General features: G+C 68.6%; 15 protein-coding genes. 5 read left to right on the top strand and 10 right to left on the bottom strand.

The features are described 5' to 3' along the window. Nucleotides 1-104: 104 nt before the first annotated feature. On the top strand, nucleotides 105-3,440 hold the full coding sequence (locus NX1_RS13875) for an arabinosyltransferase domain-containing protein (protein WP_084501404.1): 3,336 nt from the start codon (nucleotides 105-107) through the stop codon (nucleotides 3,438-3,440). Nucleotides 3,441-3,577: 137 nt separating this feature from the next. Beyond that, on the top strand, nucleotides 3,578-4,165 hold the full coding sequence (locus NX1_RS13870) for a Uma2 family endonuclease (protein ID WP_068058373.1): 588 nt from the start codon (nucleotides 3,578-3,580) through the stop codon (nucleotides 4,163-4,165). A gap of 191 nt (nucleotides 4,166-4,356) precedes the next feature. Here the strand turns inward: NX1_RS13870 and NX1_RS36925 are convergent, their stop codons facing one another. The 6 genes from NX1_RS36925 to dprE1 all read right to left on the bottom strand — a co-directional run bounded on the left by NX1_RS36925 (nucleotide 4,357) and on the right by dprE1 (nucleotide 14,548). Next, on the bottom strand, nucleotides 4,357-4,518 hold the full coding sequence (locus tag NX1_RS36925; protein ID WP_169812231.1) for a hypothetical protein: 162 nt from the start codon (nucleotides 4,516-4,518) through the stop codon (nucleotides 4,357-4,359). Between the two features lie 232 nt (nucleotides 4,519-4,750). Continuing rightward, nucleotides 4,751-8,005, bottom strand: coding sequence for an arabinosyltransferase domain-containing protein (locus tag NX1_RS13865; RefSeq protein WP_068058371.1), 3,255 nt, complete (start codon nucleotides 8,003-8,005; stop codon nucleotides 4,751-4,753). 66 nt (nucleotides 8,006-8,071) lie between these two features. Beyond that, nucleotides 8,072-9,910, bottom strand: a complete 1,839-nt coding sequence (locus NX1_RS13860) for a glycosyl transferase (protein ID WP_245668492.1) — start codon at nucleotides 9,908-9,910, stop codon at nucleotides 8,072-8,074. 213 nt (nucleotides 9,911-10,123) lie between these two features. Continuing rightward, entirely contained in the window at nucleotides 10,124-12,049 is a 1,926-nt protein-coding gene (locus NX1_RS13855; RefSeq protein WP_068058494.1) for a galactan 5-O-arabinofuranosyltransferase, read from the bottom strand. 235 nt (nucleotides 12,050-12,284) lie between these two features. Then, complete coding sequence (gene dprE2, locus NX1_RS13850) at nucleotides 12,285-13,064, bottom strand: decaprenylphospho-beta-D-erythro-pentofuranosid-2-ulose 2-reductase (RefSeq protein WP_068058369.1); 780 nt, start codon at nucleotides 13,062-13,064, stop codon at nucleotides 12,285-12,287. Next, a complete protein-coding gene (gene dprE1, locus NX1_RS13845; protein ID WP_245668491.1) occupies nucleotides 13,061-14,548 on the bottom strand; it encodes a decaprenylphosphoryl-beta-D-ribose oxidase in 1,488 nt (495 codons plus the stop codon). The genes dprE2 and dprE1 overlap by 4 nt, the downstream gene beginning before the upstream one ends. A gap of 124 nt (nucleotides 14,549-14,672) precedes the next feature. Here dprE1 and NX1_RS13840 point away from each other — a divergent pair, with 124 nt between their 5' ends. After that, nucleotides 14,673-15,128 carry a GtrA family protein gene (locus NX1_RS13840; protein ID WP_281216414.1) on the top strand — a complete coding sequence of 152 codons (456 nt, stop codon included), beginning with the start codon at nucleotides 14,673-14,675 and terminating at the stop codon, nucleotides 15,126-15,128. Between the two features lie 15 nt (nucleotides 15,129-15,143). Here the strand turns inward: NX1_RS13840 and NX1_RS13835 are convergent, their stop codons facing one another. The 3 genes from NX1_RS13835 to NX1_RS13825 form a co-directional block, all read right to left on the bottom strand. Continuing rightward, complete coding sequence (locus tag NX1_RS13835) at nucleotides 15,144-15,776, bottom strand: pyridoxamine 5'-phosphate oxidase family protein (RefSeq protein ID WP_068058367.1); 633 nt, start codon at nucleotides 15,774-15,776, stop codon at nucleotides 15,144-15,146. 230 nt (nucleotides 15,777-16,006) lie between these two features. Continuing rightward, on the bottom strand, nucleotides 16,007-18,196 hold the full coding sequence (locus NX1_RS13830) for a molybdopterin oxidoreductase family protein (RefSeq protein WP_068058365.1): 2,190 nt from the start codon (nucleotides 18,194-18,196) through the stop codon (nucleotides 16,007-16,009). A 173-nt stretch (nucleotides 18,197-18,369) separates the two neighbouring features. After that, a complete protein-coding gene (locus tag NX1_RS13825) occupies nucleotides 18,370-18,852 on the bottom strand; it encodes a hypothetical protein (RefSeq protein WP_068058361.1) in 483 nt (160 codons plus the stop codon). A 244-nt stretch (nucleotides 18,853-19,096) separates the two neighbouring features. Between NX1_RS13825 and NX1_RS13820 the strand changes: the two genes are divergently transcribed. Both NX1_RS13820 and NX1_RS13815 read left to right on the top strand, forming a co-directional pair. Beyond that, nucleotides 19,097-19,657, top strand: coding sequence for a DUF4282 domain-containing protein (locus NX1_RS13820; RefSeq protein WP_068058359.1), 561 nt, complete (start codon nucleotides 19,097-19,099; stop codon nucleotides 19,655-19,657). Between the two features lie 223 nt (nucleotides 19,658-19,880). After that, nucleotides 19,881-20,759 carry a helix-turn-helix domain-containing protein gene (locus tag NX1_RS13815; protein ID WP_068058357.1) on the top strand — a complete coding sequence of 293 codons (879 nt, stop codon included), beginning with the start codon at nucleotides 19,881-19,883 and terminating at the stop codon, nucleotides 20,757-20,759. 53 nt (nucleotides 20,760-20,812) lie between these two features. Here NX1_RS13815 and NX1_RS13810 read toward each other — a convergent pair whose 3' ends face one another. After that, nucleotides 20,813-21,217, bottom strand: coding sequence for a MarR family winged helix-turn-helix transcriptional regulator (locus NX1_RS13810; protein WP_068058355.1), 405 nt, complete (start codon nucleotides 21,215-21,217; stop codon nucleotides 20,813-20,815). Nucleotides 21,218-21,227: the final 10 nt, after the last annotated feature.

Here is a 21,227-nt window from a genome sequence, read left to right as displayed (position 1 = left end):
GGTCCACTTTCGGGGGGAAAAGGACCCTCGGCCGAAAATTCGAGTAACTCGTCGCGCGCTTCCCGAGCCCGGCTTCGTCCGGTTACCCGCTAGCATTGCCAACCGTGCCCGACGTCGCTACCGCTGTCTTGACGAAGCCTCCCGCCGCGCCCGAAGTCCGACCGAAGGACTTCCGGACGGCGCGAACAATCGCGCTGGTGGCCGGAGTGCTCGGTGCGCTGCTGGCACTGGCCACGCCGTTCCTGCCCGTCGAGCAGACCACCGCGGTGCTGAAATGGCCGCAGGGCGGCACGCTCGGCAACGTGCAGGCGCCGCTGATGTCGCAGGTGCCGACCGACCTGCGGGCGAGCATCCCGTGTTCGACGGTGGCCGCGCTGCCCGAGCAGGGCGGCATGCTGCTGGCGACCGCGCCGCCGCAGGGCGACCGCGCGGCGCTCGAGGCGATGTTCGTCCGGGTCTCCGATACGTCAGTCGACGTGGTGAACCGCAACGCGGTGGTGGCCTCGGCCGAGCGCGCACGGATGGGCGAGTGCTCCTCGATCGCCATCACGTCGGACCACAACCGCACCTTCGCCGCGTTCCAGGGCATGATGCTGACGGTCGACCGACCCGTTCAGGGCGGCGCGCCCGGACAGGCCGAGACCGTGCAGGTGCCCGCCGAGGGCACGATGGCCGGTGACTTCCGGCCGCAGGTGGTCGGCGTGTTCTCCGATCTGAAGGGCGCGGTGCCCGCAGGCCTGTCCTTCGACATGACCGTCGACACCCGGTTCAGCTCCAGTCCGACGCTCGTCAAGCTGATCGCGATGATCGCCGCGGTGCTGTGCACGCTCGTCGCCCTCGTCGCGCTGGCCCGGCTCGACAGCAGCGACGGCCGCGGCCACCGCCGCTTCCTGCCCGCCCACTGGCTGAAGCCGACCTGGGCCGACGGCGCCGTGATCGGCACGCTGCTGCTGTGGCACTTCGTCGGGGCCAACACCTCCGACGACGGCTACATCCTCAGCATGGTCCGGGTCGCCCCGGACGCGGGCTACATGGCCAACTACTTCCGCTGGTACGGCGTCCCCGAGGCGCCGTTCGGCTGGTACTACTACGTGATCCAGGTGTTCGCGGAGATCTCCACGGCCAGCCCGTGGGTGCGCCTGCCCGCGCTGTGCTGCGCCATCCTCTGCTGGATGGTGATCAGCCGCGAGGTGGTGCCCCGCCTCGGGCGCGGTGTGCGCACCAGCAAGGTGGCGCTGTGGACCGGCGGCCTGGTGTTCCTCGCCTTCTGGTTGCCGTTCGACAACGGCCTGCGCTCGGAGCCGATCGTCGCCCTCGGCGCCCTGCTGACCTGGGTTTCGATCGAGCGCGCCATCGCGACCGGCCGTCTGCTTCCCGCCGGGATGGCGGTGCTGATCGCCGCCTTCACGCTGGCGGCGGCGCCGACCGGTCTGATGTGTATCGCCGCGCTGCTCGCCGGTATCCGGCCGCTGGTGCGGATCGTGGTGCGCCGTCACCGTGAACATGGGGCGCTGCCGTTGCTCGCGCCGATCGCGGCGGCGGGCTTGCTGGTACTGACGGTGGTCTACAGCGATCAGACGTTCGCGGGCATCCAGGAAGCGAACCGGGTGCGTCAGGCCACCGGCCCGAACCTGGCCTGGTACGAGGACTACCTGCGCTACTACTACCTGTTCGTGGAGACCGTCGACGGCTCGCTCTCGCGCCGCTTCGCCTTCCTCGTCATGCTGCTGTGTCTGTTCACCACCATGCTGGTGCTGCTGCGGCGCAGGCGGGTGCCCGGCATCGCGAGCGGCCCGACGTGGCGGTTGATGGGTATCGTCCTCGGCACGATCTTCTTCATGATGTTCAACCCGACGAAGTGGACCCACCACTTCGGCGCGTACGCCGGCATCGCCGGTTCGCTGGCCGCGGTCACCGCGGTCGCGGTCTCGGCAAGCGCCTTGCGGGCCCGCAAGAACCGGGCCATTTTCCTCGCGGGTCTGCTGTTCGTGCTGGCGATCGCGTTCTCCGGCATCAACGGCTACTGGTACGTCTCCAGCTTCGGCGTGCCGTGGTTCGACAAGCAGATCTCGCTGCACGGTTACTCGTCGAACACGCTGATGCTCGTCCTGTTCGGGCTCGCGCTCGCGCTGGTCGCCTGGTTCGCGTTGCGCGAGGACTACACCAAGCCGCAGCCGTCGGCGAAGACCGTGCGCGGCAGGCGAATTCGTAAGTTCGCCGCGATCCCGCTGACCGTCGTCGCCGCGCTGATGGTGTTGCTGGAGGTGGCGTCGCTGGCCAAGGGCGCGTACTCGCAGTACCCGGCGTACTCGCTGGCCCGCTCCAACTTCGACGCGCTCGGCGGCAACATGTGCGGCCTGGCCAATGACGTGCTGGTGGAGACCGACCCGAACGAGGGACGGCTGACGCCGATCATCGATCCGGCCAACCCGCCCGCCAACGACGATCCGCTCGGCGGCGGCAAACCGGTCGGCTTCGACCCCAACGGCGTGCCGGACGACCTGTCCGCCGACACCGTCGAGGTGAAGCCGGGCACCGGCAACACCTCCACCCAGTCGGTCGGCGCGGCCTTCGCCGAGGGCGAGAGCGCGGGCACCGGCGGCGGTCAGGGCGCGCGCGGCGTGAACGGCAGCACCGTCGCGCTGCCGTTCGGCCTCGACCCGTCGAAGACCCCGATCATGGGCAGCTACCAGGAAGGCATGCAGCAGCCCGCCGCGCTGACCTCGAGCTGGTACGTCCTGCCCGCGCGTTCGGCCGACCGGCCGCTGGTGGTGATCTCGGCCGCCGGACGCATCATGTCCTTCGACGACACCGGCACGATGAAGTACGGCCAGTCGCTGACCGTCGACTACGGCCGCCGCCTGCCCGACGGCACCGTGGAGAAGCTCGGCACCTACCTGCCGCGCGATATCGGCCCGTTCCCGTCCTGGCGCAACCTGCGGGTGCCGCTCGACGAGATCGCGCCGGAGGCCGACACCGTGCGCATCGTCGCCGAGGACCGGATTCTGATCGGTGACCAGTGGCTGGCGTTCACCCCGCCGCGGATGCCGAAGCTCGAGTCGCTCAACGACTTCCTCGGTTCCCAGCAGCCGATCCTGCTGGACTGGGCGGTCGGACTGCAGTTCCCGTGCCAGCGGCCGTTCTATCACGAGAACGGCGTGGCCGAGGTGCCGAAGTACCGCATCCTGCCGGACCGTCCGCTGGCCATCAGCTCCACGAATACCTGGCAGGCCGAGGAATTCGGCGGCCCACTCGGTTTCGCGCAGATGCTGGCCAAGTCGACGACCATGCCGACCTACCTGAAGGACGACTGGGCGCGCGACTGGGGTTCGCTCGAGCGCTACGACCAGTACGACCCGAACGCGAAGCCCGCCCGCCTCGAGACGGGCACCGCGAACCGTTCCGGTCTGTGGTCGCCGGGAGACATGCGGGTGTTCTGACCGGGGACATCCCAAACCGCGCAGGGCCGGTTGCGTCGGCATTCATCAACCGATGCGAGCGGCCCTGTCCTCTTTTGGCTGCCTGGCGACCAGGAATCCGCCTACGACATGCACGAGCAGGCCGGTAGGCTCACGGCATGACGAGCGGCGCGCCCAGCGACTGGTATCGCTGGATCCCGGAGCAAATCACCGCGCGGGACTACGAACAGCTGCCCGAAGACTTCTGCCGGACGATCGAGGTCATCGACGGTCACATCGTGAAGTGCGAGAGTCCATCGCGATTGCACAATCGGGTGGCACGGCGTATAGCGGCGCGAATGGAAGCCGCGCGCAAACCGGAGCCACGCCTGATGGTCGAGACAGACGTGGATGTCCGCCTCAGCGATGTCCCACTCAGCCTGCGTCGACCCGATGTCGTGGTGTACCGCTGCCTGGACGACGACTCGAAGCTCTACGCCGATGACACGGTGCTCGTCGTCGAAATCGTTTCTCCCGACAGTTCCCACCACACCGATACGGTGGAGAAGAAGGCCGCGTACGCGGTGGCAGGCATCCCCGTGTACCTCATCGTATTTCTCACCGAGGCCGGCGACGGTATCGACCAGATCGAAGAGTATCGGCTATCCGAGGGCCGATATCACCTCGTGTGCCTGCACACTCGTCGACTGACACTGGATGTACCGGTACCGCTGGACATCGCCTTCGGCGACATGACCACTGCCTGACGAGGCCTCCGAAACTCATAGGTGTTCCGACCGATCACGAAAACTAGGCAGGGCCGTGCCGTCGGTGAAGAATCACCGGCGCACGGCCCTGTGCGTTTCCGGGGGACGTAGTAGGAGCGGTTCGGACAGTGTCGTAGGCACGGCTTTTCGGCTTTCGCCGGGTAGCCGCAGGTGGGCTTTAAGGGTTCGGCTCAGACCTCGAGCAAGCGGCGGCCGAGCTCGCGGCGCAGGACCTCCTGGGAAGGGAGGCGGCCGAGCACCCGCAGCACCGCAGGGCGTAATTCGCGCTTTTCCTCGTCGGTGAGCAGATCGACGAGATCGCGGAGATCCATGTCATCGAAGGCTGCTGTCATGCTCACAAGATTACGGTCCGAACGCGCCCGCGTCTCGTAATCGAATCATCGGTTACGGAGGTGTCACCTCATCGAAACCGACAGTGCGTCAGCGGGTTTCACAGGCAGGCCGAGACGCGGGGTCGCGGCGGGACGGCGGTTCGAAACCGACCGTCCAGCCTCCCCTGCGGTATGCGACCCGCGACCCGTTCGGTGTCCGGCTCGCCGTCGTCCCGGCGGATTCGCGGCCGGGTCAGCGCACCCGGATCGGGTCGTCCTGCGCGAGCCCGCTGCGCGTCACCTGGGTGACGCCGATCCGCGCGGGGACGGCGTCGGGTGCGTAGGGCGTGAACTGTTCCAGCGAACCCCAATCCCGGGCCCAGTCGTGGTCGAGATAGCTGGGCACCGTCTCGGCCTTCGTCAGCAGTCCGGTCCAGCCGAGCGGGCCGCCGCCGATGTCGTCCTGCCACGCGTTGGAGGCGTCCGAGCCGACACGGTCGGGCAGGATGCGCCACTTCGGCGTCTCCGCGACGCCGTCGTGGTGGTCGAACGGCCGCTGGCACGGGAAAGCCAGCCCGACGTGCCAGTCCAGCAGCACCGGATCAGTCTGTCCGACAACCGCATTCAGGGTCGCCAGCCGGGGCAGGCGGGGCGGGGTCACGGCCAGCCACTGTTTGGCGGTGATGTCGTTGTCGACCGCCACCAGGCGCACGGCGTTCGCCTCGGCGGGCAGCTGATCCAGCGGCACCCGGAGGTTGCGCCAGGAGGGGGCGGGGCCGATGTCGAGCGGTTGCACCGAGCCGAGCTCTGTCACCGCCCCGTCGGGTCCGCGAGTGCCGTACTCCAGCTTCAGGTCCTGGCCGTAGGTGACCACGCCGTCGGCGTCCACCGACCTGATCCGCCCCGCCGCGGTGATGGCGAGCACTCGATAGGCGGGATCGTCGCGCATGCTGTCGGTGAGGTCGAGGCGGTACCACTGCGAGGTCAGCGACGACTGCTTCTGCTCGCCTTCCTGGTAGGAACCCATGATCGGGGTGCGTGCTGGATCGAGCCCGAACGGCAGCGCCACGGTGCTGCCGTTGATGCCCGCCTGCTGGGTGGAGCCGCCGCCGGTGCCCGCGCCGGTGGTGTTGGTGGTCTTGTTCTTCGAGTCCTTGTCGACCGTGTTCGCCCCGCCCGTCGTGGTTTCCTCCGCGTCGGCGGTCAGGTCGCCGGCGACGCCGTTGGGGGAGAAGCCCTTCGACTCGGCATTCAGGCCGTCGGCGGGCGAGCCCTCGTAGGGCAGCAGCAGCGAATCGGCGGTGTCGGTCTCGACGAGCACCTCGTCGGCCAGCCCGCACGGATTGCCGCGCAGCGATTCCACATTCGACTTGGCGATCGAGTACGCCGGGTACTGGGTGGCCGCGGCCTTGGCCAGCGAGGCGAACTCGAACAGCACCAGCAGAGCCGCGGCGATGGTCAGGGGCGCGGAGGCCAGTCTGTCGAAACCATTGGCGGCCTTGGTCCTCTCGCGCCGGTAGGGCTCGCGGTAGTGGAACCAGAGCCCGAGCAGCAGCGCGACGACGGTCAGTCCGAGGAACAGCGTCGAGATGCCCTTGCCCGCCACCAGCGGCGCCTTGTCCCACCACGGCACGCCGTAGCTGGACACGTACCACCAGCCGTTGGAGCCGGTGAACGTGATCGCGAGCAGGAACAGCACGGCGGCGGCGAACAGCGCGCGGTTGCGCGCGGAGCGAATCGCCGCGGTACCTACCGCGACGGCGGCCAGCGCCGCCAGCGATCCGGCCAGACCCGCGTACACGCCGAAGTGGTGGGTCCACTTGGTCGGAGTGAACATCATCAGGAACAGCGAGGCGAAGACGATGCCGAGGATGCGCACCGAAGGACCGCGCGAGGTGCCGGGGATGCGGCCCTTGCGCAACACTTGGAGCACGCAGACCAGCAGGCACAACAGCATGACCAGCACGCCGAAGCGCCGGGACAGCGAGCCGTCCGGCGCGAGCATCAGCAGCGAATCCCAGCGGGTGCGCTCGTCGAACCAGGCCACGTTCGGCCCGACGAGGGTGCGCACGCGGGTCGCCTCCATCACCGTCGCCAGGGTCTGGTCCGCGAAAACCGCGATCAGCACCAAGGTTCCGGCCGCGAGACCGGGAAGCAGCAGCGCCGAATAGCGGAAAACCTTGGCGCCCACCGAGTCCGTGGACGTGCCGCGCGCCCGCTTGACGATGATCTCCAGCACCGGGCGCGATCCGGCGATCAGCGCGGCGACGCAGATCAGGCCGGTCGGACCGGCGGCCAGCGAGAAGGCCGCGATCAGCACCGCGACGGCGGCGGGCAGCAGCCTGCCGGTGGCGATGGCGCGTTCGATGGAGCACCAGGTGAGCAGCGCGCCCGCGGCGATCAGCGGTTCCGGGCGCAGCCCATTGTCGTAAGGGAGCCAGAAGGCGAGGAAGACCAGTCCCGCGGTCCACAGCGCGACCCGGTTGCGGCGAACCCGTGCGCCGAGGCGTGGCAGCACCTCTCGGCTGATCACCAGCCAGCAGACGATCCCGGCGAGCAGCGTCGGCAGGCGCATCCACGGGCTGGCGTCGGAGATCTTGGTCATCCAGGCCAGCACCTCGTAGGACCAGCCGAACGGCGCCTCGGGGACCGCGAACCAGCGGTAGTAGTTGGCCATGTAGCCCGAATGTTCCGAGGCTCTGGCCATATTGAGGATGTAGCCGTCGTCGGAGGTGTTCGCGCCGATGACGTGCCAGACCGCAAGGGTGCCGAGCACGACCGCGTCGGCGGGGGTGAACCGCCACCAGTGCGCGGGCAGGAAGCGGCGGGCGCGCCTGCCGTCGCCGGTGTCGAGCACGTGCAGTGCGACGAGCGCGATGATCGTGCCGACCGCGGCCGCGATCATGGCGGCCAGCTTCAGCGCGCTCGGCGTGGAGGAGAACCGCGAGTCGATGTCGGCGTGCAGCCGGGCGCCGCCGAGCTGATCGGCGGACAGGTCGGTGAACACGCCGACCAGCTGCGGGCGGATGTCGCGATCGATCGTGTTGCGGAAGGCGGTGCCGTCCGCACGTCGCACGCCGGTGAATTCGACGGTGGTGGCGGCCGCCGTCGAGGAGATCTCGATGCCACCGCACGACCCGATCTCGGCGACCGGCGCGGACAGCAGCGGAATGTCGCGTTGCAGCACCGAGAGCGTGCCGTCGGCGACCGAGATCACCAACCCCTTGGGACTGGCCTGGCCGGAGGCGACCGGAATGGTGGACAGCAGCGTGTCCGCGCCGGATTGCAGCGCCGAACACGGCAGCGTGGCTTCCAGCCGCAGCGGCACGTACGACACCAGCGGCGCCTCGACCTCGGCGGCGCCCGGCTGGGGCCAGTCGAGCGTCGCCTGGTCCTGCCGCACCGGCAACAGCGGTGTGAGCAGCGCCAGCACGAATCCGAGAAGCCCGGAGACGAGGGCGATCAGGCGGTATCTGGTGAACGCTCGAGAAGATCGGTCCGGTCGCACGGTCGTTCATGCTATCCACCCCGCGATCGTGACTCTCGGCACGCGGGTGCGGCGTATCGCGTCGGTTCAGCGCAAGCCGCGAACGTCCCATAGCCACACGTCGTCGACGCGGGCCGGGGCGAACCCGAGCAATTGGGTGACGGTGCTGGTCAGCACGTCGGAGTGGGCCGACGACGGCAGTACGAGGATGTCCGCCCGCCAGTACCGCAAGTCCGCCAGCGCCGCGTCGCGTTCCTCGGCGCCGATCGGCGGCACCGCTCCGGTGTCCAGCGCCTTCACCAGCAGCGCCGTGGTCCGCCGCGCCTCGGGCCCGTAGCTGCCCTTCCTCTCGACGCCCGTAGGCCCGACGAAGTAGCCGCCCGCCAGCGGGAAGGTGAAGCCCGCGTCGGCCTGCCAGCGCAGCGCCCTCGCGTCCGGCGGCCGGGGCGGCGGGATCATGACCACCGAACCGTCGCGCACGTACTGCCGCACCGTGCCGTCGGCGAAGAATCGCGGCGTCGGCGCGCGGTCGGTGACGGGCAGGATCGTCGGCGTCAACGGGAGCAGCGCGAAGGTCAGCGCCGCGAACCAGGCCAGCGGCTTCCAGTCCGTCGCCGACTGCTTCCACGAGGCCGCGGCGCGATCGGAGGCCAGTGCGAGCACCGCGGCGATCGCGGGGACGGCGGCCATCGTCAGCCGGGTCTCCAGCACCGAATCGAGCAGCGGGATCTTCTCGGCCAGCGCCCACGGCAATTCGACGCCGGTGGGTCGTTTGCCGACGGTGGCCACCGCGCCCAGCGAGAGCACGCCGAACACCGCGATCACCGCCGCCGCCGCGCGCACCACCCGATCGCGCCAGAGCAGCGCGACAGTGGCGGTCAGCACCAGCAGCAGCGGCCAACCGAAGTACGCGTTCTGTTCGGTGTCGTTGATCGCCACGTATTGACCGGGAGACCACGCGCCGCCGAGGGATTCGGACGGGAACTGCGCGAGGGCCTTCAGGTCGTTGCCCATCGGACCGTGGTCGATGGTGTGATAGCTCTGCGGCCCGAAGAACTGCCACCAGAGCGGGACCGCGGTGAGCAGCAGCGTGAGCCCCGCGGCCGCCGCGATCGTCGGGGCCACTGCGCGCAGCGCCCGCACGCCCACTCGCGGCTGGTGCAGGTGATAGACCACCGCGAACGATCCGAACGCGAGCGCGAAGATCAGCAGCGGCTCCTCGCCGAGCGCGATCTGCGAGGCGATGAGCAGGGCGAGCACGATCGCGTCCCGCGTCCGATTGCGCGGCGCGGCTTCCGCGTCGAGCGCCGCGCGCGCCATCCGGATCAGCCGCCCGGCGATGACCGGGAGCAGCGCCAGCGCGACGAAGTTCGGGTGCGCGTTGGCGTGCGAGATCATCGCGGGCGCGAAGCCGCAGAAAAGTCCGCCGATCGCCGCGGCCGCCCGCGAACTCACCAGCTCGCGCGCGAACAGCCGGTACCAGGCGTAGGCGGTGGCGGCCAGGCCGAGGGTGAGGGCGAGCACGAAGGTGACCGTCGGCCCGAAGAGCAGGGTGACCGGGGTGAGCGGGACGCCGACGCCGAACATGGCCGTATTGGCCATCATGTTCACCCCGGCGGGGAAGTTCTGCAGATTCGTCCCGAGCGGGTTGTCCAGGTGCGCGACCGAATGCGCGGTCACCGCGAAGAACCACTCCCACATGGTCTGGTCCTGACCGCTCTTGATCAGGTAGCCGCTGCCGGTGTCGCGCCACTGCTTGGAGAGCACCGCGGTGGCCAGCGCCAGGTAGACGAACGCGGCGAGCAGGTCCGCCCGGTGGACGCGCGACGCTGCGATCGCGGGGCGCTGGAGAAGTCCCGGCCGGGTGGCCGCGATACCTCCCGCCGATCGCTGTGTTGTCTCCCGATCGGCGCTGTCCAACCGCACGCGCTAACTCTCCCTCTGCCCTGCCGGAAATCAGCCGCCCACGATAGCGACGGCGGCCGATAGCGGGCGTCCGCCGAACCCGCGCGGTGCATGGTCGACCGGATGGCAGCCGTCGAGATCCGCGCAGGCCGGGAAGACGCCCAGTCCGTCGGTTAACCAGAAACGGCCTCGCCGACACATCCGCGTCGTGGTCGGGCCGGTGACCTGCGGATTTCAGCGACGGACGGTGACAAGGGTGAACGGCCCGATGTCGGTGGTGATGAAGGCGGGATCGTCGAACAGCTGCTTCGGGAAGCTCACCGAGTAGCGCTTCACGTTCGGGTCGTTGGGGTAGACGTCCTCGGCCAGGCGCAAGGTGTACGCGTCGTCACCGCGGCGGAACAGGAAGGCGTCGGGTGCGCGCCACGGGCTGTGCGCCATCGCGTCCAGCAGCTCGGTGGGCGAATCCAGCTTGCTCCAGTCCCTGATGGCCGCCGCCCGTCCGGAGAAATCGGCGAGCTGGTTGGCGTAGTGCGAGGTGAGCGCCTGGAAACCCCAGTAGGGGTAGAAGGAGAGGAAGCTGGTGTCGGCGGTGAGCACGACCGTCTCGTCGCGCGGGCGGCCGGTCTGAGCGAGCAGCGCCGCGTCGATCTCGTCGTAGTAGGAGACCGCGGAGGCCGGGCGCTTGTCGGCGCGGTTGCCGTCGCCGTCCGTGTCGGTGTAGGCGGTGGTGATCTCCGGGGTCAGCACGTGCGGGATGTCCTGTACGAACGCGAGCGCGCCGATGATCGCGATCGCGACCACGGCGAGCCGGAACCGCCGGGGTTCGCCGAATCCCTGGTACACGGCGCGCGCACCCTCGACGAAACCGAAAACGCCCGCCGCGGCGAGCAGCACCATCAGCGGCGCCTCGAGCCGGAACGACAGCAGGGTGGTGCCCGCCGCCGTCGCCAGCATGGACAGCAGCGTCCACAGGTAGATCGCCACCACGCCGATGCCGAGCGCCTGCGCGCGCCGCGACGAGCCCGCGCGCACCACCAGCCACACGGTTCCGATCAGGCACAGTCCGCCGAGCAGCGTGAACTCGACCATCGGTAGCGGAAGCTCCGCGCCCGACTTCGGCAGGTAGTGCAGTGCGGTGCCGGAGCTGGGTGTCTTGCTGGCGAGCGATTTCACCAGATACGGGCCCCAGCACACCAGCGCGATCAGCCCGGAGATCGCGGCGATCGCCAGCAGGCGCAGCAGTGGCGGCACGGCCGCGCGCCATGTCCGCCGCTGCCGGATCTCGAGCCCCATCGCCAGCAGTCCCATCAGCGCGATCGCGAAGGCGGCGACGAGGAAGTGCAGGGTGTAGAAGGTCGCGGCGATGCCGAGGAACAGGCCGGTGCCGATCACCGCGCCCCAGCCGCCCGCGGTTCGCGGAGCGTCGGGCGCGTTCTCTTTGCCGCGCGCGTCCTCGAGCGGCCGGTACAACGCGCCCCAAGCCAGGACCAGTGCGGGCGGCAGCAGCAGCACGATCACGCCGCTGTACGGCTCGGGCGATGCGTAGGTCACCGCCACCGCGGTGGTCGCCGCGGTCACCGCGACGGCCGAGTCGGCGCGGATCAGCTGGGTCCACAGCACGAGCGCGAGCACCGCGGCCACCGCGAGCGAGCCGATCGCGTACGGCTTGAACGCCTCCCAGCCGTCCATGCCCAGCACGTTCGCCACGCGGCCGCCGACCCAGAACCAGCCGCCCGGATAGTACGGCGGCAGATCGACGTAGGTCATATCGCGCAGCGCCGCACTGTCGGTGAGGCGCGTCAGGTACTCGGTGCGGAACTCCTGGTCGACGGACACGCCGAACAGGTACAGCTTCGTCGCCGCGAGCGGCATCCCGAGCGTCACCGTCACGAACGCCGAAATGCCCACCCAGGAAAGCACTTTCGCCACCCAGGGCCACTTGTGCACCCGCAGCAGCCAGATCGCGGCGACCAGCATCGTCGCCGCCGCGACCTGCCCAGCAGTCGTCAACGCGCGAGTCACATTGGAGGAGTTGAACGCGGGCCAGTGCACCAGCGAAAAGGCCACCAGCCCAACCGCTGCGACGACCGCGGCCACCACCGCCGCGAGCAGGCCCTCACCGAGCCCGGCCCCCACCTGCCGCAGGAACAGCGACATCCGCCCCGGTGGGGTCGCGGTGCTCTGTTCCGTGACAGTGGTGCTCATAGCGCCTCCGCTCTCAGTAGTCGGCTCCGCGCCCGGTACCCACCGACCGCCGCCCCTGATTCGCACCGCACGCTAACAAACTCCCCGCACACAGGCAGAAGACCGGGTCGCACCGCCGCGCGAGCGGACCGGAACGAGAACTGCCGCGGCATCGGGGATGGCGCGGCAGTTCTCGGTGCGGGATCCCTCAGAGAGGGAGCTTGCGGAAGATGGGGCGGGGGATGTGGCGGATGACGGACATCAGGAAGCGGACGGGGCCGGGAGCCCAGATGAGTTCCTTGCCCTTTTCGGAGGCGGAGACCGCGAGCGCCGCGACCTCTTCCTTGTCGACGGTGAACGGGGCTTCCTTGGCGCCGGTGGCCTTCCAGTGGTCGAGGGTGGTCGTGGTGCGCACCTGGCCGGGGCGGATGACGAGCACGCGCGGGCCGAAGGGCCGCAGCGCCTCGCCGAGGCCGAGGTAGAAGCCATCCAGGCCGGCCTTGGTGGAGCCGTAGACGAAGTTGGAGCGGCGCACCCGCTCGCCCGCCACCGAGGACATGGCGATGATGCGCCCGTAGCCCTGCGCCTTCATCTTCTCGCCGACCAGCACGCCGACGGAAACCGCAGCGGTGTAGTTGATCCCGGCGACCTGCACGGCCTTGCGCTGGTCCTGCCACAGCTGTTCGGCGTCGCCGAGCACGCCGAAGGCCACGATGGCGACGTCCACGTCACCGCCGGACCAGGCCGCGTCGATCACCTTCGGGTGCGAGTCGGTGTCGAGCGCGTCGAAGTCGACGACCTCCACCTTGCTCGCGCCCGCGGCCTCCATCTGGGCCACCGCGCCCTCGCGCAGCGGATCGTTGGGCAGCGTGGCCAGCACGATCCGCGCCGGCCCCTTCTTCAGGTACTCGGCGCAGATCGCCAGCCCGATCTCCGAGGTACCGCCCAGCAGCAGGATGGTCTGCGGGTTGCCTACGGCATTGATCACTGAAGCTCCAGCCTTCTCGCCATATCGGACATGAAAACGCCTGTGGGATCGACAGTCCGGCGGACCTTGATCCACTCGTCGATCCGCGGGTACATCTTGTGGAAGGTCTCCGCGGTAGTGCGCGAATCCTTTCCGGTGTAGAGCCGCCCGCCGAATTCGAGCACCCTGCGGTCCAGATCGGTGACGAACTCGTTGAGGCCCGCCGAGATCGGGAAGTCGACGCAGATGTTCCAGCCCGGCATGGGGAAGCTCAGCGGCGCCTGGTTACCCGGGCCGAAGAGCTTGAAAACATTGAGGAACGAGTAGAACCCGGACCGCTGGATGTCGACGATGATCCGCTTGAACTCGTCCACCGACTCCGGCGGCACCACGAACTGGTACTGCAGGAAGCCGTTGGAGCCGTAGCCGCGGTTCCATTCGCCCAGCATGTCGAGCGGGTGATAGAACTGCGTCAGGTTCTGCACCTTACCGCGGTAGGTGCCCGACTTGCGGTACCAGAGCTCGCCGATCGGAGTGAAGGTGTACTTGTTGGCCAACCCGTTCGGGAACACGTCCGGCAAGGTGAAGAACGTCTTGCCGTTGAACCGCAGCGGATCCTTCTGCAGTTTCTTGGGCAGTTGATCCAGCTTGGCAAGGTTGCCGCGCGAGATGGCGGCCCGGCCAAGCTTGGGTTCCGGGCTGATCGCGTCGAACCACGCCGAGCTGTACTCGTAGCGGTCCTCGGAACCGTCGCTGTGGAAGGCGATGGTCTCGTCCAGACCGGCCGTCACGTCACCGTCGGCGATGAAGTACGCGGTCTCCGTCGGCGTCATCTCGATGGTGGCGCGCAGGATGATGCCGGTGAGGCCGCAGCCGCCGATGGTGGCCCAGAACAGCTTGGCGTTCTTCTTCGGCGTGATGTGCTGCACGGTGCCGTCGGCGGTGAGCAGCTCCATCGAACGCACGTGGTTGCCGAAGCTGCCCGCGCTGTGGTGGTTCTTGCCGTGGATATCGGAGCCGATCGCGCCGCCGATGGTGACCTGTCGCGTGCCGGGCAGCACCGGGACCCACAGGCCGAACGGCAGCGCCGCCTTCATCAGCTGGTCCAGGTTCACGCCCGCGTCCACGTCGACCAGCCGGGTGTCGCGGTCGATGCGGTGGATCTTGTTCAGCGCGGTCATGTCGACGACCAGGCCGCCCGCGTTCTGGGCGTTGTCGCCGTAGGAACGACCGAGCCCGCGGGCGATCACGCCGCGGCGTAGATGGGCCGGCTTGCCGTCGTTGTCCTCGGCGACCATGGCCACGGCCTTGGCGATCACTTCCGGATCGCTGGTCGAGAGCACTTCCGCGGAGGTCGGTGCGGTGCGACCCCACCCGGTCAGCGCCCGGGTCTGGGTCGGCAACGCGAAGCCGTTGGCGCTCGCAGCGCCGTTGTCGGTGCTACCTGCGGTCCCGCTGTCACCGTTCGTCGCGGTGGCGGTCGAAGCTTTCGTGGACATCGGCATAGAGGCTACAGGCATGACGGCCGAAGGGGTTGCCGTCTCCGTACTCATCAGTATGGAGACGGTCGTCACGGCCCCGCGGGCCGAGGAGGGGCGGGGTCGGGTCGCGCCCGTTACGCTCGTGCGCGTGCAAGCCGAACCCCACCTGCCGCTCCCGGCCGAACTGCCGCTGGTCGACGAGCCCGCCGGTACTGAAGTCGACCTGAAGACGCAGATCATCCGGTTCACCCTGACCGGCGGCCTGTCGGCGATCGTGGACTTCGGGCTGTACGTCCTGCTGCTGAACGTGCTCGGCTTGCCCGTCTCGATCGCCAAGTCCATCGGCTTCATCGCGGGCACCACGACGGCCTACCTGATCAACCGCAGGTGGACGTTCAAGGCGCCGCCGAGCCGCGCCCGCTTCGCCGCCGTGGTCGCGCTCTACGCCACGACCTTCGCCGTGCAGGTAGGCATCAACCAGGTGCTGTACTACGCGATCGGTGAGCAGTGGTGGCGGGTGCCGCTGGCGTTCGTCGTCGCGCAGGGCACCGCGACCGTCATCAACTTCGTCGTGCAGCGCCTGGTGATCTTCAAGATCCGCTGACGCGCCGCGCGCCGCTCATCTGGCCGGCGCGGCGGCGTCCGCGAGCTCGACGCGGGACTGCGCCTTCGCGCCGAAGTAGTCCCCGCCCTTCGCCCGCACATTGTCCGTGCCCCACTCCCTCTCGCGCTCTGCGGGCACGAGGTGCGGAATGTGTTTGCGGCAGTGGATGTACGCCTCCTCGACGTCCACCACGACCCAGAGTTCCGCGGCCCTTCCCTTGACGTTCTCGGGTAGCTCGGGAACGCTGCGCCGCAGCGTCGCGTCCTCCACGATGCGGGCCGACCCGTTGATGTGCAGGCCGATGAGGTCACGCACGAAATCGATTAGCAGGATGCCCACATGGGGATTCTCCAGAATATTGCCGAGACTGGCCATCACGCCGTTGCCGCGGTATTCGGGATACGCGACCGTCTGCTCGTCGATCACGTGAAGAAATCCGGGGGGACCTGCACGGAAGCTGTTGTCGCATTCGCCGTGTTTGTCGGCCGTCGCGATGAAAGCCATGTCCATCCTGCCGATGAACTCGATCATCGTCTCGTTGAGCCGATCCAACATCTGATCTGCGTAGAAGCGGTCGGCTCTGCCCTCTGTGCCGTACCTTTCCTGTAGCTCGCGCTCGCCATCACTGCCGCAACGTGTACCGGGCATCGCGCCCCCTCTGGTCGCCGGAGTCCGGGGTACCGCGCGACTCGACGCTGAACCGCGACTTTACCGAAATCCTGTCCATTTTAATGGGTTCGGGTGTGGCAGATCTACGAAATCGCCATCGAGAATGCACCGAATGTGGCGTTAGCGCAAGGGTTTCCGCGAGTTTGCTCAATTCCGACCGGCCGGAATTCTTTCCGGCCGGTCGGCGTCGCTTCTTGCGGCGGGCGTTCTCACGCGGGCGTCAGCGTCACCGGCACGCCGTTGAACACCGCGTTCCCCGATGGCACGTCGACCACCGAATCATCGGTCAGCACATTGGCATTCACCCCGGCGTTGGCCTTGGCCACCGTCTGCGAGCTGCCGTCGTGGCCCCAGCCGTGCGGCAGGCTCACCACGCCGGGCATGATCGCCTCGGTCGGTTCGAGCGGCACGGTCAATGTCCCCGCCGCGGACTTGACCACGGCTTGGTCGCCGAGACCGAGCCGGTTGACGTCGTCGGGGTGGATCTGCAACGTGCACCGGTTGGTACCGCTCACCAGGGTCGCGACATTGTGCATCCAGCTGTTGTTGGACCGCAGATGCCGCCGTCCGATCAACACGAAATCGGGCGCGTCCTCGGCCAGTTTGGCGCGCAGCCTCGCCGTGTCCGCGAGCAGCGGTTCCGGCGCGAGCTCCACTCGTTTCGACGCGGTGCGCAGCGCCTCCGGCAGCCGGGGCCGCAGCGGGCCGAGATCGATGCCGTGCGGGTTGTCCAGCAGCGCTTGCAGATTCAGAGTGCCGCCGTTCCACTCGCCGTACGGCCCGAGCCGCAGCATCAGGTCGATGCGCTGCTCGGTGCTGGTCTCCCCGTGCAGTTCCGGCCGACGCTCCGGAATGCCCGCCTTGTGCAGCATGCCCGCGATGACCAGCTCGTCCACCATGGTCAGCGGGTCCTGGTCCCCGGTGCCGTTGTGCGGCCTGCCGGTGAGCGCCGCGCCGAGCCGGGCCAGCACGCCCGCCTCCGAAGGGCGGTCGCCCAGCGGCACCAGCGGGCGCGAATAGCGGGTGTAGTTGCGCACCGCGAACTGGAGCAGCGCGAAGTCGTAGTGCGGTGACTGCAGCGGGCGCGGCGGCGGCAGGATGACATCGGCGTGCCGCGTCGTCTCGTTGACGTAGCGGTCCACGCTCACCATGAATTCCAGCCCGGCGAACGCCTCGTCCAGCCGCGGTCCGCTCGGCGCGGAGAGCACCGGGTTGCCCGCGACCGTCACCAGCGCGCGCACCTGACCCTCGCCCGGCGTGCGGATCTCGTCGGCGAGCGTGGCCACCGGCAGCTCGCCCATCGACTCGGGCAGACCGCGTACCCGGCTGGTCCAGCGGCCGGTGCGGAACGGTTTGGTGCGTGGGACGCCGCCCGCGGCGGCGGTGGCGAACATGGCGCCGCCCGGCGAGTCCAGATTGCCGGTCAGCACGTTGAGCACGTCGACGAGCCACTGGGTCAGGGTGCCGAATTCGGCGGTGCAGGTGCCGATCCTGGCGTACACGGCCGCGGTCGGGGCCGCGGCCAGCTCGCGAGCGATGCGGACGACCGTCTCGGCGGTCACTCCGGTGCGGGCCGCGACGACGTCCGGTGTGAAATCGGCGGCGGCCGCGCGCAACTCGTCCAGGCCCGCCACCTCGACCCGCACGTCGGTGAGTCCCTCGGCGAATAGCGTGTTCACGATGCCGAACAGCAGATAGGCGTCGGTGCCGGGCCGCACGAACAGGTGCTCGTCGGCGAGCTTCGCGGTGCGGGTCAACCGCGGATCCACCACGACGAACCGGCCGCCGCGCCTGCGCAGCGCCTTCAACCGGCCGGGGAAATCCGGCGCGGTGCACAGCGATCCGTTGGACTCCAGTGGATTGGCCCCGAGCATCAGCAGGTAGTCGGTGCGGTCCAGATCCGGTACCGGCACGGTGAGCGGATCGCCGAACATCAGCCCGCTGGCCACCTGCTTGGGCATCTGGTCGGCGGTGCTCGCGGAGAACAGATTCTTGGTGCCGAGCGCGCGGAACAGCACCGGTAGATACAGCGCGCCTGCGACGGTGTGCGCGTTCGGATTGCCCAGATAGAGTGCGGCCGCCTGGTTCCCGTGCCCGGCGAGGATCGGCGGGAAGCGTTCGGCGATGTAGTCGAAGGCCTCGTCCCAGCTCACGGTGCGCCAGGTGCCGGTCGCCCTGTCACGGATCAGCGGTTCGGTGACCCGGTCCGGGTCCTCGTCCAGATGACCGAGGCTGGCGCCTTTGGGGCAGATGAAGCCCTTGCTGAAGGGGTCCTGCTTGTCGCCGCGGATCGAGGTGACGTGGTCGTCGCCGTCGAGGGTGATCTCGAGCCCGCACACCGCTTCGCACAGCGGGCAGGTGCGCAACAGGTTGCGGGAGAGGTCTGTGATCGGAGCCATACCCCATCTTGACTTGGCGGTCGGCGGGAGGGAAGGCAAATTTGCGACATTTTTTGGACGATGTCCCATAGTCGCGATCCGTGCTCGAGAAACGAGGAAGACCGGCATCCGTCGAACGGATGCCGGTCGTTCAGGGCCGGTAGTGCGGGCCGCCCCTGCCTCAGGGGAAGCCGTCAGCAGGCGACGCTGGTCAGCTGCGCGCGGCGCCGGGTGGCGGCCGAACGCACGGCGGCGCTGATCGCGACGACCGGCGGCACCCAGCGGGCCTCGTGCGGGGCGACGCCCCAGCAGGCCGACCCGGCCGAGAGCTTGCTCGGCGGCAGCGGGACGCCCGCGCCGTCGGTGTACACGGTGGCGCCTGCCTCGCGCAGCGCCTCCAGCGCCATGGCGGCCTTGCGCACGCCGGTGACGAGGTGGATCTCGCGGCGGTCGGCACCGGGGAACTCGATCACCGGGCCGGACAGGTTGTTGGCGCGCAGGAAGCGTCGGACCGCGCCGGCCAGTTCGCCGCTGACCTCGATGCCGGAAATCTCGTCATCGGTGATCAGGCAGATCCCGTTGGCCGTTTCGGCGACCGTCCACCCGCGCTGGATGTAGTCCTGCGCCGCGGCGTCCATGTCGGCCGCGGAGACGGTAGTCGGAAACGAGGTTCGCACTGTTTTTCTCCATTCCCCGATAGATCTGGGTCCTGCGTTCATGGGTCGTATCGAGGGCCGGTGGCCCCGGCGTTACGCGATCCGCCGAACTTTTTCGAACTGTGCAGTACATCTCATCCGGAGGGGGTCCGGTCGGGGTCGTACGGGTCGCTGACACGGGCCAACTTCGGGTCGCGTCGCTGTGTCCCGGCTGTGACGTTCCCGGGGCTGGTCCGGGACGGGAAATGCGTGCAGGATTCGGCACATGACCGAGGAATCGAGCGGGACTCCGGTGCCCGATCCGGAGGAGTACGAGACCGAATCTCGTTGGATCGCTTGGAAAGAGTCGGCCACCAGGCGCTTCACCAGGGCGGGCGAGCGTGACGAGGAGCCCGCCGAGCCGTTCCGTAGCCCGGTTGCCTTCCGGCAGTGGAGCGCCGAGACCGCGCGCGCCCTTGTCGACGTGCAGTTCCACCGGAGCGCGACCACCACGCTGCTGCCGCTGGCCTACCTGCTCGGCCTGATCTTCGCCTTCACCGTCCCGATCGGCATAACGGTGTGGATGTGGCAGGTTTCGGCGGTGCTCGGCGTGCTGGCCGGCCTGGTCGCGCTGCCGCTCGGTCTCTCGATCGCCGCCGCTGTGCGCCTGATGCTGGAATTCCTGGTCAACGCCTCGCGGCTGGCCACACGGGTGCAGCACATCAGCGAGCTGGCCGACGATCTGTTCCAGGCGCTTGCGGATGTCGCCGAGCCGGTGAACCAGCTCTCCGAGGACGTGCGCGCGGTGCAGTTCTGGCGCTTCCGCAAGCGCGGTTCGCGCAAGTAGGCAACCCGACAGGGTTGCCATGGGATGACTATGCCGAACCTTATTGTCTCTCTCGAGCCATCGGCCTGCCTGGGCCAGCAATCCTGCGCTAGGTGAGTTTCGCTGTGAAACAATGCTGTTCGAGCGTGCGGGAAGGTTCCGGATGTTCGGTAGAGAGCGTCGGTATCGGCGGCACGCAACGTTTTCGCCGTGTCACATCGACGCCTGGCGCGAGGGGGAAAGCATGGCTTTACCGCAGGGAACAACCGGATCGACCATGCCGCGTCGGCAACTCGGCCGACACCTCCGCGACCTGCGAAACCGCGCCAGGATGACCACCAGAATGGCCGCCCAGCAACTGGAATGGTCGGAGGCGAAGATCTGGCGGATCGAGACCGGGCAGACCTCCCTGCGCAGCCTCGACGTCGAGGCGATGTGCAAGATCTACGGCGCCCCCGGCGATCTCGTCGGCCCGCTCACCGCGCTGGCCAAGGAGACCAAGGCCAGGGGCTGGTGGACCGCGTACAGCGATGTGCTCGGCGAGGGTTTCGAGATCTACATCGGTCTGGAGGAGGCGGCGCGTCAGCTCTCGACCTACGAGAACGAGCTGGTGCCAGGGCTTTTGCAGACGGAGGCCTATGCGAGGGCGATCCTGAGCGCGGCGCGGCCGGACGCCTCGCTCGCCGAGATCGATCGCAGGGTTCAGTTGCGGCTGGCCAGACAGGCATTGATCACCCGTGGCGAATCTCCGGTGCAGCTGGACGTGGTGATCAGCGAGGCGGTGCTGTGGCGGCGCGTCGGCGGCGCAGAAGTGGCCGCGGCCCAGCTCGAGCACCTGCGGCGCATGAGCGACCTGCCGAACGTCCGGCTCCAGACGGTGCCACCGGAATCCGGCTACCACGCCGGGATGGAGTCGGGCCGGTTCGTGATGCTCGAATTCCCCGAGGGGCGCATGGGTGAGGAGCCCGAGCCGCCCGTGGTCTACGTCGAGGCCTTCACCGGACCGGTCTACCTGGACAAGGACAGCGAAATCGACCGGTACCGGAAGGCTTTCGCGGACATCAGGTCGGTCGCGGTGGACGCGCGCCAGGTGCTCGACGACGCTCGGGCCGCTATCGCCTGATCGGACGAGCTCCGCGGGAAACCCGCACTCGGCCGGAGTGTTCGACGGGCTGCCTACTGCCAGGTGCGGCCGAGTACTTCGCGATGCGTCGGCAGTGCCTGCTCGTAGACCTGCTTGCCCTTTTCGGTCAGGCAGACGAAGATCGCGCGCCGGTCGTCGGAGCACATGCTGCGCTCGACGAGTCCGTCGCGCTCCAGCCGCGCCACGGCGCGGGACAGCGCGCTCTGGCTCAGGTAGATGTCGTTGGCCAGATCGCTCATTCGGTACTTGCCGCAGTCGGCATCGACCAGCCGGTCCAGCGTCTCGAACTCGCTGAGCCCCATCTTGTGCCTGCCCTGCAGCTCTTTTTCCAGCGCGCAGCTGACGGTGGCGTGCCGGTCGAGGAGCTCGCGCCATTCGCCAACCAGCTCGGTGGGCGCGACGGTGCGCCGAGCGGTGTCAGTGGTCGGCTTCGACATGGCCTCATCT

It is taken from the genome of Nocardia xishanensis NBRC 101358, from assembly GCF_001613365.1.
Lineage (GTDB): Bacteria > Actinomycetota > Actinomycetes > Mycobacteriales > Mycobacteriaceae > Nocardia > Nocardia xishanensis.
This window is presented reverse-complemented; position numbering and strand designations above follow the sequence as displayed.

Coding starts and splice junctions, on each gene's coding strand:
- NX1_RS13870 (WP_068058373.1), top strand. CDS start 3,578: ATGACGAGCGGCGCGCCCAGCGACTGGTATCGCTGGATCCCGGAGCAA.
- NX1_RS36925 (WP_169812231.1), bottom strand. CDS start 4,518: ATGACAGCAGCCTTCGATGACATGGATCTCCGCGATCTCGTCGATCTG.
- NX1_RS13855 (WP_068058494.1), bottom strand. CDS start 12,049: ATGTCGCTGTTCCTGCGGCAGGTGGGGGCCGGGCTCGGTGAGGGCCTG.
- dprE1 (WP_245668491.1), bottom strand. CDS start 14,548: ATGCCGATGTCCACGAAAGCTTCGACCGCCACCGCGACGAACGGTGAC.
- NX1_RS13835 (WP_068058367.1), bottom strand. CDS start 15,776: ATGCCCGGTACACGTTGCGGCAGTGATGGCGAGCGCGAGCTACAGGAA.
- NX1_RS13830 (WP_068058365.1), bottom strand. CDS start 18,196: ATGGCTCCGATCACAGACCTCTCCCGCAACCTGTTGCGCACCTGCCCG.
- NX1_RS13820 (WP_068058359.1), top strand. CDS start 19,097: ATGACCGAGGAATCGAGCGGGACTCCGGTGCCCGATCCGGAGGAGTAC.
- NX1_RS13815 (WP_068058357.1), top strand. CDS start 19,881: ATGGCTTTACCGCAGGGAACAACCGGATCGACCATGCCGCGTCGGCAA.
- NX1_RS13810 (WP_068058355.1), bottom strand. CDS start 21,217: ATGTCGAAGCCGACCACTGACACCGCTCGGCGCACCGTCGCGCCCACC.